12 protein-coding genes are annotated in these 12570 nt (G+C 44.6%); 5 read left to right on the forward strand and 7 right to left on the reverse strand.

What is annotated here, in order from left to right:
• Positions 1 to 10: 10 nt before the first annotated feature.
• Both radA and polA read right to left on the reverse strand, forming a co-directional pair.
• The gene (radA, locus tag DK188_RS00285; RefSeq protein WP_111668786.1) at positions 11 to 1384 is read right to left on the reverse strand and encodes a DNA repair protein RadA; all 1374 of its coding nucleotides are present in this window, start codon (positions 1382 to 1384) and stop codon (positions 11 to 13) included.
• A gap of 270 nt (positions 1385 to 1654) precedes the next feature.
• Entirely contained in the window at positions 1655 to 4489 is a 2835-nt protein-coding gene (gene polA / locus DK188_RS00290; protein ID WP_111668787.1) for a DNA polymerase I, read from the reverse strand.
• A 163-nt stretch (positions 4490 to 4652) separates the two neighbouring features.
• Between polA and DK188_RS00295 the strand changes: the two genes are divergently transcribed.
• Positions 4653 to 4952, forward strand: coding sequence for a hypothetical protein (locus DK188_RS00295; RefSeq protein WP_111668788.1), 300 nt, complete (start codon positions 4653 to 4655; stop codon positions 4950 to 4952).
• 68 nt (positions 4953 to 5020) lie between these two features.
• Here DK188_RS00295 and DK188_RS00300 read toward each other — a convergent pair whose 3' ends face one another.
• Entirely contained in the window at positions 5021 to 5440 is a 420-nt protein-coding gene (locus DK188_RS00300) for a hypothetical protein (protein ID WP_232825625.1), read from the reverse strand.
• 107 nt (positions 5441 to 5547) lie between these two features.
• Between DK188_RS00300 and DK188_RS00305 the strand changes: the two genes are divergently transcribed.
• The gene (locus DK188_RS00305; RefSeq protein WP_111668790.1) at positions 5548 to 7224 is read left to right on the forward strand and encodes an amidase; all 1677 of its coding nucleotides are present in this window, start codon (positions 5548 to 5550) and stop codon (positions 7222 to 7224) included.
• A gap of 80 nt (positions 7225 to 7304) precedes the next feature.
• On the opposite strand, the gene DK188_RS00310 is transcribed toward DK188_RS00305, so the two are convergent.
• On the reverse strand, positions 7305 to 7862 hold the full coding sequence (locus DK188_RS00310; protein WP_111668791.1) for a hypothetical protein: 558 nt from the start codon (positions 7860 to 7862) through the stop codon (positions 7305 to 7307).
• A complete protein-coding gene (gene gpmI / locus DK188_RS00315) occupies positions 7862 to 9385 on the reverse strand; it encodes a 2,3-bisphosphoglycerate-independent phosphoglycerate mutase (protein ID WP_111668792.1) in 1524 nt (507 codons plus the stop codon). Before gpmI ends, DK188_RS00310 begins: the two co-directional genes overlap by 1 nt.
• Before the next feature lie 136 nt (positions 9386 to 9521).
• On the opposite strand from gpmI, the gene DK188_RS00320 reads away from it, so the two are divergent.
• From DK188_RS00320 to DK188_RS00330, 3 genes are all read left to right on the forward strand, one after another.
• Complete coding sequence (locus DK188_RS00320) at positions 9522 to 9917, forward strand: DUF4783 domain-containing protein (protein WP_111668793.1); 396 nt, start codon at positions 9522 to 9524, stop codon at positions 9915 to 9917.
• Between the two features lie 42 nt (positions 9918 to 9959).
• Complete coding sequence (gene nadC, locus DK188_RS00325) at positions 9960 to 10817, forward strand: carboxylating nicotinate-nucleotide diphosphorylase (protein WP_111668794.1); 858 nt, start codon at positions 9960 to 9962, stop codon at positions 10815 to 10817.
• Positions 10818 to 10896: 79 nt separating this feature from the next.
• Positions 10897 to 11310: an META domain-containing protein gene (locus DK188_RS00330; RefSeq protein WP_111668795.1), complete on the forward strand. Its 414-nt coding sequence runs from the start codon at positions 10897 to 10899 to the stop codon at positions 11308 to 11310.
• A 34-nt stretch (positions 11311 to 11344) separates the two neighbouring features.
• Here DK188_RS00330 and queG read toward each other — a convergent pair whose 3' ends face one another.
• Together queG and DK188_RS00340 are read right to left on the reverse strand one after the other, a co-directional pair.
• Entirely contained in the window at positions 11345 to 12289 is a 945-nt protein-coding gene (gene queG / locus DK188_RS00335) for a tRNA epoxyqueuosine(34) reductase QueG (protein WP_111668796.1), read from the reverse strand.
• 16 nt (positions 12290 to 12305) lie between these two features.
• A complete protein-coding gene (locus DK188_RS00340; protein WP_111669355.1) occupies positions 12306 to 12533 on the reverse strand; it encodes a hypothetical protein in 228 nt (75 codons plus the stop codon).
• Positions 12534 to 12570 lie beyond the last annotated feature (37 nt).

Below are 12570 nucleotides of genomic sequence, written 5' to 3' on the forward strand. Positions count from 1 at the left end.
AATTAGAAATTTAAAAAATCAACTGGTACATCTCTTCAAGCTTGCTGACCTGAATGACTTCGATTTTGAATTTCTTCAGATCAAGTCCTTTGACAGCATATTTGGACACCATTATTTTTTTGAAGCCGAGTTTTTCTGCTTCTGCGATCCGGTTTTCGATGCGGGAAACTGCACGAATCTCTCCTCCCAATCCCACTTCTCCTGCGAAAGAAATATTCTCAGAAACCGGCGTATCCTCATAGCTGGAAATCAGCGATGCACAGACCGCCAAGTCCAGACCCGGATCATCGACCCGAAGTCCTCCTGCCACATTCAAAAACACATCTTGCTGGCCCAAGCGCATTCCTCCACGTTTTTCCAAGACAGCCAAAAGCATATTTAGTCGCTTGGCATCGTGACCGGTACTGCTTCGCTGGGGTGTGCCGTAAGTCGCCGGACTGACCAAAGACTGAATCTCAATCAAAAGTGGGCGATTCCCTTCCATCATCGCTCCGATTGCGACTCCATTCAGGACTTCCTCCCGCTGAGTCAGCAAAATCTCCGAAGGGTTGGAAACCGAGCGAAGACCCTCCGCTCGCATCTCGTAGATGCCGAGTTCATGGGTCGAGCCAAATCGATTCTTTGAAGTCCTAAGGATCCGATAGGTCAAATGCCGATCTCCTTCGAATTGCAAAACCGTATCAACCATGTGTTCGAGGACTTTTGGTCCGGCGATGGACCCATCTTTGGTGATGTGCCCAATCAGGAAAACAGGTGTTCCGGTTTCTTTGGCGAATTTCATCAGCTCAGCGGTACATTCTCGCACTTGGGAAACAGATCCCGCTGCTGATTCGACGTATTGGCTATTCAATGTTTGAATGGAATCTATGACCAAAAAGTCAGGTTTGAGCACGTCGATCTGCTGGAAAATCTGCTGGGTGTTTGTTTCGGAAAGAACGTAGCAATCCGGATTTTTGGCTTCCATCCGATCCGCACGCATTTTGATTTGAGCTTCACTTTCCTCACCGGAGACGTATAGGATCGTTTTCCCCTTCAAAATCAAGGCAATCTGCAGCATCAAAGTCGACTTGCCGATTCCAGGTTCCCCGCCGATCAGCACCAAAGACCCAGGAACAATTCCTCCTCCAAGTACACGATCCAATTCAGGATCGCCAGTGATCCAGCGGGCTTGCTCCTCGTAGTTTACCTCGCTGATTTTTTGTGGGGAATTGGCCTTTTTTATTCCAGTACCTTGGGGTTTCCAGCTTCCCTTTCCTGTCTCTTCTTTTTGGACGATTTCCTCCACGTAGGTATTCCATTCTCCACAGGCAGGACATCGGCCGATCCATTTGGGACTTTGAGCACCGCAGTTTTGACAGAAAAAGGTGGTTTTTACTTTAGCCATTTGGAGGTACGAATTACGATTTTTGATTTACGAGGGTATGGAGAACTTCAAAGAAAAAGAATAGTAGTCACACTTTTCAGCTCCTTCTACTTACAAAATAGTGTTAATACCTTTTAATTTGGCTTCTCTGCCTTCCGGACAGGCTGGCGCTCAGCCTGACAGTAAAGCCTTACATCTTGATACTTATGGCTAAATTCCAGAAACACAAATCTTGCTTCTCGCTTCTTGTCTCTGTCTTGATACATGCGTCTTGATACTTGATACAATAAATCAATGTGCTTGAAGCCAATCTGTGCCTAAACCTACTTCTACTTCGATCGGTACGGCAAGTTTGATGGCATTGGACATGAGTCCCGGAATATTCTTTTTGAGCAAATCCACTTCATCTTTGTGTGCATCAAAAACCAATTCATCGTGCACTTGCAGGATCATTTTGGACTTTAGGTTTTCCTTTTTCATCCATTCGTAGACATGGATCATGGCTACTTTGATGAGATCCGCTGCTGAGCCCTGAAGCGGCGCGTTGATGGCATTTCGCTCAGCAAATCCCCGCATCGTCATGTTTCGACTGTTGATATCACGGAGATAGCGGCGGCGCCCAAGAATAGTTTCAACGTATTCATCTTTTCGTGCCTTCTCGATTGCGCCATCCATGTATTGTTTTACTGCTGGGAACTCCTGAAAATACGCGTCAATGATCTCCTTCGCCTCACCTCTGGGTATTGACAATCGCTGGGCCAAGCCAAACGCCGAAATGCCGTATATAATCCCAAAATTGGCTGTTTTGGCCTTTCTCCTCATATCCGAAGTCACTTCTTCCAAAGGAACTTTGAAGATCTTGGCCGCTGTGGTGGAGTGAATATCGCGACCGTTTTTGAACGCTTCCAGCATTGATTCGTCCTGCGAAAAAGCAGCCATCAGGCGAAGTTCAATCTGGGAATAATCGGCTGAAAGCAGCACATGATTCTCATCCCTAGGGACGAAAGCCTTTCGGATTTCACGGCCTCTAGCTGTTCGGATAGGGATATTTTGGAGGTTTGGATTGATGGAGGAAAGTCGACCTGTCGCAGCGACAAATTGATTGTAAGTGGTGTGAATTCTTCCTGTTTTTGGATTGATCATCGTCGGCAGAGCATCCACGTAGGTAGACTTCAATTTTACCATTTGTCGGTAGTCCAAGATCGCCTCTGCGATAGGGTGCTCGTTTGCCAATTTGCTGAGAATCTCTTCACCCGTGGCATATTGTCCTGTTTTGGTCTTTTTTGCTTTTGGATCCAGCTTCAATTTCTCAAAAAGAACATCACCCAATTGCTTTGGCGAAGCCAGATTAAACCGGACTCCTGCGAGCTCATAGACTTTCTTTTCGATCTCTTGACTTTCTGTTTCCAGTAGTGTAGATAGCTCAGCCAAGCTTTCCGTATCGATTCTGACTCCTTCAAACTCCATTGCGGTCAGGACTCGGATCAACGGATTTTCAACCTGATCAAAGAGCTCTACCAGACCATTTGTTTTCAAAATGGGGTCAAATTTTTCCTTGAGCCGAAGGGTAATATCTGCATCTTCGGAAGCATAAGCTGTGACTTCATCCTCGTCCACATCCCGCATATTTCCTTGATTTTTGCCTTTTTTCCCGATCAATTCTGTGATTGAGACCGGCATGTAATTCAAGTACTGTTGCGCAAGCCAGTCCATGCTATGCTTCCCCTCAGGCTCGATCAAGTAGTGTGCGAGCATGGTATCGTAAAGTACGCCTTTCACCTCGATGCCGTAATTTTTCAGCACGAGCATGTCGTATTTTATATTTTGTCCGATTTTGGTAATTGCCTCATTTTCAAAAACAGGTCTGAGAAGCTCTAAGATCTCTTGCGTATCATCTTGATTATCAGATACGGGGATGTAGTACGCCTCACCCGGAATGTAAGAAAAAGACAGCCCGACGAGTTCCGCTTGCATCGCATCGAGTGCGGTAGTTTCTGTATCGAAGCAGAGTTCCTTTTGTAATAAGAGGAATTCCACCAGTTCTGAGACTTCTGATTTGCCTTTGACCTTGTGGTAATGGTGCACGTTGGACCAAATCGTATCCAACACAGGTGGCGGGCCGACTTCTAGTTGCTCATCAGCGGAGGAATCCTCAGCTGGGTCTTCAACGGCAGCGACAGGAGCAGCAGCCCCAAACAAATCCATCTGCGCAGGAGCAATGAGGGTGGCTTTTTTGGCAGTAGGCTCTTTGAAGATCCGTGCAGCTAGTGTCCTGAACTCGAGTTCAGTAAAAATCGCCCGTAGCTTCTCCTCATCGATTCCGTCATATTTGAGATCTTCGTCCACAAAATCTATCGGGACGTCGATTTTGATGGTTGCGAGTTCTTTGGAAAGGATGCCCTGCTGCCCAAAATTCTCTACATTTTCACGCTGTTTACCTTTGAGTTTATCGACATTGGCGATCAGGCCTTCTACAGTGCCAAAGTCTTTGAGAAGTTTGACCGCAGTCTTTTGACCTATGCCCGGGATTCCCGGAATATTATCTACCGCGTCGCCCATGAGGCCTAGCATATCCCTTACTTTGTCCACGTGATCGATATCCCATTTTTCGCACACTTGTTTGGGGCCCATCACATCTACTCCGTTTCCCATAAATGCCGGTTTGTAAAGAAAAATATGGTCCTCCACGATCTGGCCATAGTCTTTGTCTGGAGTCATCATGTACACGGTGAAGTCTTCTCGCTTGGCTTTTTTGGCCAACGTTCCAATAATATCATCCGCTTCGAATCCATCCATTTCCAAAATCGGAATGCGAAAAGCTTTCACAATTTCTTTGACCCATGGGATAGAAACTGTGATATCTTCAGGCTGTTCTAGGCGGTTGGCTTTATAGGCTTCGTATTGTACGTGACGAAAAGTGGGGGCTTTAGTGTCGAAGGCTACCCCAATGTGGGTAGGTTTTTCCTTATCCAATACTTCCACCAATGTATTGGTAAATCCCAGCATAACGCCTGTATTCAATCCTTTGGAATTGATTCGGGGATTTTTGCTGAACGCAAAATGCGCCCTGTAGATCAGAGCCATGGCGTCTAATAAAAATAGCTTATGGGCTTGCATTTGGGACATTTCTAGAGAACTGGTTTTTTGAAAATTTTAAACAAATCAAGGCTTCTAAGTTACCAATTTTCAGGTAGGGAAGTCTACGGATTTGAAGTAAAGTCAGGAGTTGACAGACTTTGGAGCTATTTTTGAGCGCGTTAATTCGTGTAAATTTTAACTAAACGTAAATATGAAAAAGGTACTTACCATTCTTGCAATTTTTCTGAGTGTGCAATTTGTAGAAGCAACGCCAAAAAACGACCCGAAAAAAGAGCTCACTGAAGCCCAACAACTACGCCTCGCCGAGATGGAACAAAGGCTTGAAGAGATTAAAGCGATGGATTTCAAATCGATGAGCAAAGACGAAGTCAAATCCGTCCGTCTCGAGCTAAAGGAGATGAAAAAAGAAGCCAAACAAGCCGGAAATGGTGTTTACCTATCTGTTGGTGCGATTATCATCATTCTTTTGCTCTTGATTTTGATTCTATAATAAGTATAAAAAAAGCCTTCTCAACGAAGGCTTTTGTTTTTTTAAAAATAACCTCTAGCTGCTAGGGGTTAATTTTTTTCATCAGCTCGTTCAGTTTCATTGAGGTAATTTTTCACTTGAAGACTTCGGAGAAAAATCAGAATTAATGGAATCAGCCAAATCAGCTCATTAAAAATGAGGTGAAAAATACTCCGCTTGTTCCATCCCAAATCCGGTGCAAATCCCAAGGTAAACCAAATGGCAGAGATAATTTTGCCAGTAATGCCCGCCAAAATCAACCACACCCAGCTCACCGGATAAAAAGCAGAAACAAAAATCACCAATCCAACAACAATCCCAAACGTCCCAAAATAAGAAGCCGGAAGATCAGAGAGGTCAGCGCTGCCCATCGCCAACCATTGGATCAGCTGTGTCCCAAACCACTTGTAAAATGCCGACCAAGCAATGGTATACATCCCTGCTAAAAGTAGCAATCCTCTAAAGTGCATTGGGAAGAATGGGTTTGAAGGATTTTGATCCATGAGTGGTTTGAATATTTGGGTCGAATTAAACACCTTCCGGTGCTTTAAGTTTGGTATCAATACAAAACTATCCAATGGAACGAAAAAACCGCCCTCAATCCCGAGCTTTTCTTATCGTATTCGCCTCAGTATTTTTATTGGTGGGATTTACTTTAGGAAGAAAAGCCGGAGATATCACCCCAATCTCCATCGAATCAGCGGCTGAACTCATAGGCCTTTCTTTTTCCCCTGCAGAAAAAGACAGCATGATCAGCGCCTTGACTACCCAACGGGATAATTTTGAAATCCTGCGCAAAACAAAACTGGAAAATTCAGTTGCTCCTGCTTTGATTTTCAATCCGCTGCCACAAGGTTTTTATCCAAGTCAGGACCAACAAAATCAGGATTGGGGATTGCCTTCTACAGTGGACCTCCCAGACAAGGAAAGCGATATCGCCTACTTGCCGGTCAACCAGCTGGCCGTATTGATCAAAAACAAAAAAATCTCCTCAGCCCGACTCACTAAAATCTATCTTGACCGGATCAAAACCTACTCGGATACCCTTCAGTGTCTGATCACTCTACTGGAAGAATCCGCCTTAGAAAAAGCCCGGGCAATGGACCAAGAACTAGCAGTCGGCAAATACCGCGGGCCACTTCACGGCATACCCTATGGAATAAAGGATTTACTCTCAGTCAAAGGAACCAAAACTACTTGGGGAGCTAATCCATACAAGGATCAATCCTTCGATAAAACAGCCACGGTCGTGCAAAAACTGGATGATGCAGGGGGAGTTTTGGTTGGAAAGTTCACCTTGGGTGCTTTGGCAATGGGCGATATTTGGTACGGAGGAGTCACCAAAAATCCCTGGAACCTGACCCAAGGATCCAGTGGATCCTCTGCCGGATCAGCTTCTGCGGTAAGTGCAGGCTTGGTGCCTTTTGCGATTGGCACAGAGACCCTTGGATCCATCGTCTCTCCCTCCACTCGGAATGGTGTCACGGGTCTACGTCCTACCTACGGCCGAATCAGTAAGTACGGAGCAATGGCCCTCAGCTGGTCAATGGATAAAATAGGACCTATCTCCAGATCAGTACTGGACAATGCCATCGTGCTTGCGGTATTGAATGGTAAAGATGAAAAAGACCCATCCACCATCCCGGCTGCATTTAACTATTCGGCTAAAAAGGATGTGAAAAAGCTTAAAATAGGCTATTTCAAGGCTTACTTTGAAGGAGATCGTGCCAGTAAAAATGATCAGGAAGTACTCGAGGTGCTCAACGCTCAGGGGATCGAACTTCATCCTCTTGAACTCAAAACCAGCATGAATCCCGGACCCATTGTGAACATGCTTCTGGTGGAAGGTGCAGCAGCCTTTGACGAGCTCACCCGACTGGATCTCGATGATCAGCTCGTCGCCCAGCGCAAAAACTCCTGGCCAAACATCTTCCGTGCAGCACGATTCATTCCTGCCGTGGAATACGTGCAAATGAGCAGACAGCGCAGCCTGTTGATCGAGGAAATGCACGAATTGATGAAGGAATATGACGTCATCGTTACTCCTTCTTTTGCTGGTCAGCAGCTTCAAATTACCAACCTGACTGGTCATCCCGCACTTTGCATGCCCAATGGCTTCACGGCCAACGGCAGTCCCACTTCGATTACACTTTTAGCCAATCTTTTTGAAGAAGAAAAGCTGATTATGCTCGGTAGGCTGATTCAGGAGAATACCGACTGGCAAGCCAAGCGTCCCCCGATGTTTGACAAATAAACCTGAGGTAACTGCTGATAGAACACAAAAAAGGCCCTTGATTTTGAAATCAAAGGCCTTTTTGCTGGTATGGATCAAGATTACTTTATGACACCTGATATTTTAATGTTTGTAGGTTTCAAAAACCACACTTTTTGAGTGGTTTCTATCGAATAGTGATCCAATTTGTTGGTAGCCAAATTCAAATGAAACTCTCCAATAGTGGAGGAAAAAAAGAAAAGATTTTCCTCTCTGGAATGAAAAGTAATGGATGAGGGATAATCTTTAGCATACCTGACTTTTATTTCTTTCACCTTGCCTTTAGCCTCCGGCAATAGCTCATGGATCAAATATTCGTATTTGGTATCCGTGGAATACGCCTGAGCAAGTGAAGGTGAATTGATATCTGCATCATAGAAAGCTGCAAACTCTTCTTTCCAATTTTCCTCTGAATACACGAGCTCCACCGTTTTTTCTTCACCGTTGACTCGGGAGGTTTTGATGACGGTCGCTCCGGCAATTTTGGGAATTTCGACATCAAAAAATCCACTCAGATTGAAATAAGGGAGCTTTTCCAGCTTTTTTCTTTCTCCCTCTGGTGCACAAGACCAGGCCAACCAAACTAGAACACTTAGAATCAGGTAATTCTTAAATCTCATTACTTCAAGAGTATATTTCCAGTCATTTCTGCAGGAATTTCTATTCCCATCAGCTTCAATATAGTCGGTGCCAAATCTCCCAGTTTTCCATCCGATACGTGGATCTGTTCAGCCCCATCGACTAGAATAAAAGGAACAAGGTTAGTCGTATGTGCGGTATTTGGCGTACCGTCTTCATTGATCATCATGTCGGAGTTGCCATGGTCAGCGATGACAATGATCGTATATCCATTTTCCAATGCAGTAGAAACAACGCGCTCAGCACAGGTATCGACGGCTTCACAAGCCTTTACAGCGGCATCAAAATCTCCTGTATGTCCGACCATATCGGCATTTGCAAAATTAAGACAGATGAAATCTGCGCTCTTCTTTTTCAGCTCCGAACTGATTTTGGAAGCAATCTCAAAAGCACTCATTTCGGGCTTGAGATCATAGGTAGCTACCTTAGGTGAAGGACAGAGGATTCTGCTTTCCCCCGTGAATTCTGTTTCTCTTCCTCCGGAAAAAAAGAAGGTCACGTGTGGATATTTCTCGGTTTCGGCGATTCGGATCTGCTTTTTCCCTGCTCGCTCCAAAACCTCTCCGATTGTATTATTCAGGTTATCCTTTTCAAAGAGGACCTGAACTCCGGAAAAGGTAGTGTCATACTGCGTAAATGTGATGTAGTCCAGATTCAACTTTTTCATGTTGAAATCCTCAAAATCCCGCTGGGTCAGTACTTGGGTGATTTCTCTTCCCCGATCAGTTCGGAAATTGAAGCAGATCACCAGATCACCTTCTGCTATGGTTGCAAGAGGCTTGTTATTGGAGCCAACATGAATAATTGGTCGGATAAACTCATCGGTGACATTGTTGTCATAGGATTTTTTGATCGCAGCCAGGATATCTTTTGATTTTTCTCCTTCGCCATTGACCATCGCATCATAGGCAAGCTTGACCCTTTCCCAGCGATTGTCCCGATCCATGGCATAGTATCTCCCTACCACAGAAGCTATTTGGCCTACTGAGCCGGTCAGGAATTCCTGTAGATCGGCGAGATATTTTATTCCACCTTTTGGATCTGTATCTCTACCGTCTGTGAAGGCATGGATATAGACTTGGTCCATTCCATGAAATTTGGCAGCATTACAGAGTCCTTTTAAATGATCGATATGCGCATGGACACCACCATCAGAGACCAAGCCCATGAAATGGGCTTTTTTGCCTGCGGCTTTGGTTTTAGCAAAAGCGGCTGATAAAACCGGATGAGCATTGAGTTCCCCATTGATTACAGCCAGATTGATTTTTACCAAATCCTGATATACGACCCGTCCGGCACCGATATTCATGTGCCCGACTTCAGAGTTCCCCATTTGCCCCTCTGGCAAGCCAACTGCAAGTCCGGATGCCTCCAGCTTGGCATGGGGATATTTCGTATAAAGACTGTCTACAAAAGGTGTCTTCGCCTTGTCAATTGCAGAAACTGCAGGATTGGTGGCAATGCCCCAACCATCCAAAATCATCAATAAAACTTTCTTGTCCATGGGGCAAATATATTACTTTTCAGTCCAAACTTCCTGAGGTAATCATTTATGACATGACTTGTCTTGCAGGATTTGGTATTCTAAAAATTGAAGTTCTCCCTTCTTTTTTTGGCTTGGAATTTGCCAAACGAGGGTAATGCCAGTCCTTAGTCTTATCCTTTCTTTATTTTTATGGATTTATTCTCCTGTAATTGAGCTGAATCCTTCAGAGTCCATCGATCCGATTGTTTCGGCCATTGGAAGTGGTTCCAGTAGTGACTTAGCCCGTTATTTTGATTCGAGTATCTCCATGAATGTCAACGGCCAGCAAGGTGAATATTCCAAAAATCAAGCAGAGCTTGTCATCCGGGATTTTTTCAAAAAAAATCCATCTCAGGGATTTTCGCTGATCTTTCAAAATGAAAACCCAGGAAGCCTAAGCACTTACATCGGCGAGTATGCGAGCAATCAAGGCAGATTCAAGGTATTTATCAAAGTATCCCAGAATTCATCAGGATTTCGAATTTACAGTCTAGACTTTGTAAAAAGCTAATTTCAATCGTCTCAAGCCGCTCTTTTTGGCTATTTTTGAGGCATGAAGCCTGCCTACCTGACGCCTGAATCTCTCAATCACTTTATTCAATCCGCACTAGTAGAAGATATTGGGCCTGGAGATTACTCTTCGTTAGCTTCCATTCCTTCAGGGAAAATGGGAAAAGCGAAACTTCTCATCAAAGACTCAGGCATTCTAGCCGGGGTAGAGCTCGCCGGAGAAATATTCAAAGCTGTTGACGCTGGACTACACGTGGAATTTTTCAAAAAAGATGGTGACGAGGTACAAGCAGGAGACATTGGCTTGATCGTCTCAGGACCATCGGCCTCCATTTTATCCGCAGAGCGTCTGGTACTCAATTGCATGCAGCGGATGAGTGCCATTGCTACCAAAACCCATCGTCTAAATCAGCTGATTTCCCATACCAAAGCCAAGCTGATGGACACCCGAAAAACGACACCCAATTTCCGCCTGATGGAAAAGTGGGCCGTCCTCATCGGTGGCGGGGTAAATCATCGGTTTGCACTCTATGATATGGTGATGCTCAAAGACAACCATGTCGACTTTGCAGGGGGAATTCGGTCGGCCATTGAGCGAACCAGAACTTACCTATCCGATCATCAACTCAGTCTAAAAATCGAAATTGAAACTAGAAGTCTCGACGAAGTATCGCAAGTCCTGGAAGTAGGCGGGGTCGATTACATCATGCTTGACAATATGGACTATGCCACCATGCGCGAAGCTGTGCGAATGATTGACGGGAAATTTTCAACTGAAGCTTCTGGTGGAATTACCGAAGAAAAACTCTCCCAAGTCGCAGAATGTGGGGTTGACTACATCTCAATGGGGGCACTGACACATTCTGTAAGTAGTCTGGATATCAGTCTGAAAGCTTTTTAAATTCAAAAAAATCAGGCCAAAATGGCCCTTTGGCGCTGTTTCTGTTCGTATATGAGTAATAAACTAAATCCACTCTTATATGATGAAGACAAAACTTGTGATTGTAGCGCTGCTGTTGATTGGGACATTCTCTTCATGCAAATCCTCATTTCCTGATACCAAATGGGTGAATAAACAATGGACCGCTGTAGAAATGCTGGGGGTACCGGTACAGATCTCAAACTCACCTCAGGATGCACATCTTTTTTTTAATGCTGCAGAAAAAATGGTCACTGGCAATGGTAGTTGCAACAGGATCTATGGTCCGTATGAAATCGGAAAACGAAACTCATTGAAATTCGGCAATCTCGCTTCAACGATGATGGCCTGTCAGAATCAGGCTTTTGAAAATAAATACCTCGAAGCACTTCGTTCGGTAGAATACTATCAATTGTCGGGAGGAGAACTTTGGCTGAAAGACGGGAGAAAACGCGTTGTATTGAAACTGAGGTAGGTTTTTTAACCGATCAAAAGGAGCTTGGAGAAATTCAGCTCTTTTTTTCATTTTGCAAGAAATCGATATTTCTTTTCAGGCCTGAGAATTTAGCTCGTTTCACTGCTGATTTTGCAAAAACACGGGTAAAGGTCTCTTCGGTCATTTCAGTCCACTCTTTATTGGAAAAGCCCGCCAATGCTGCATTGGGTTGAAAAGCCGACTCAGAATTCGGTTTGGAAAAGCGATTCCAAGGACATACATCCTGACAGATATCACATCCGAAAGCCCAATTTTCCATTTTCCCTGCAAATTCGTTGGGTATTGCTTCTTTCAATTCAATCGTGAGGTAGGAAATGCACTTAGAGGCATCGATTACCTCAGGCTGTACAATGGCGTCGGTCGGACAGGCGTCAATACAAGCCGTACAAGTACCACAGTAATCTTTTGCCAAGGGAAGATCTGGAGTAGCATCAAGATCAATGATCAACTCAGCCAGAAAGAAGAAACTTCCCATCTCTCGATTAAGCAGCAGACTGTTTTTCCCGATCCATCCCAAGCCTGCTTTCTGAGCCCATTGTCGCTCCATCACCGGTGCTGAATCGACAAAAGATCTGCCGTTGATTTCACCGATTTCTTCACGAAGTACTTCCAAAAATTCCGTGAGCTTAGCCCGGATCACATCATGGTAATCGGCACCGTAGGCATATTTGGCGAGTTTGATATCACTGGGTTGATGCGGAAGCTGCCTTTCAGGGTAGTAATTATAAATGAGGGAAACGACAGTTTTTGCGCCTTCAACCAATTTGGTAGGATCGAGTCGCTTATCAAAATGATTGGCGAGGTAGGCCATTTTTCCCTGATAATTCCGGTTCAGCCATTCTTCGAGTCTTGGTGCTTCCTCCTCCAAAAATTCAGCTTTAGCAATCCCGCAAAAGTCAAACCCCAAGCGCTTAGCGGTGGATTTTAGGACTAGGGCGTTTTTTTCGGCTGGGGTCACAACCGAAATTTAGGCATTATTCTATTCTCTTGAGTTCCTCTCGATCCTGATACCATTGCTCTTCAAAAGTTTCCTTGATCTCCACCGGTGCGGCCAAGACTGCCCACACCATCCACAAAATCAATAATGGTCCAGCTAAAAATATTGCCCAAATCAATACCTGAGCGATATTAAACTGGATCAAGGTGACAAACAGGATCAAAACTCCCGTAACGATTCCGACTACATTGAGATAGTTTTTCATCTTTTTTCGAAAATAATTTGAAATGGTAAACTCCATT

Source organism: Algoriphagus litoralis (assembly GCF_003259255.1).
GTDB classification, from domain to species: Bacteria; Bacteroidota; Bacteroidia; order Cytophagales; family Cyclobacteriaceae; genus Algoriphagus; species Algoriphagus litoralis.

Excerpts from the sequence above, each read along its gene's own strand:
- DK188_RS00330 (WP_111668795.1), top strand. The coding sequence starts at position 10,897 with ATGATGAAGACAAAACTTGTGATTGTAGCGCTGCTGTTGATTGGGACA.
- DK188_RS00340 (WP_111669355.1), bottom strand. The coding sequence starts at position 12,533 with ATGAAAAACTATCTCAATGTAGTCGGAATCGTTACGGGAGTTTTGATC.
- DK188_RS00305 (WP_111668790.1), top strand. The coding sequence starts at position 5,548 with ATGGAACGAAAAAACCGCCCTCAATCCCGAGCTTTTCTTATCGTATTC.
- DK188_RS00295 (WP_111668788.1), top strand. The coding sequence starts at position 4,653 with ATGAAAAAGGTACTTACCATTCTTGCAATTTTTCTGAGTGTGCAATTT.
- polA (WP_111668787.1), bottom strand. The coding sequence starts at position 4,489 with ATGTCCCAAATGCAAGCCCATAAGCTATTTTTATTAGACGCCATGGCT.
- radA (WP_111668786.1), bottom strand. The coding sequence starts at position 1,384 with ATGGCTAAAGTAAAAACCACCTTTTTCTGTCAAAACTGCGGTGCTCAA.
- DK188_RS00310 (WP_111668791.1), bottom strand. The coding sequence starts at position 7,862 with ATGAGATTTAAGAATTACCTGATTCTAAGTGTTCTAGTTTGGTTGGCC.
- DK188_RS00300 (WP_232825625.1), bottom strand. The coding sequence starts at position 5,440 with ATGCACTTTAGAGGATTGCTACTTTTAGCAGGGATGTATACCATTGCT.
- nadC (WP_111668794.1), top strand. The coding sequence starts at position 9,960 with ATGAAGCCTGCCTACCTGACGCCTGAATCTCTCAATCACTTTATTCAA.
- gpmI (WP_111668792.1), bottom strand. The coding sequence starts at position 9,385 with ATGGACAAGAAAGTTTTATTGATGATTTTGGATGGTTGGGGCATTGCC.
- DK188_RS00320 (WP_111668793.1), top strand. The coding sequence starts at position 9,522 with ATGCCAGTCCTTAGTCTTATCCTTTCTTTATTTTTATGGATTTATTCT.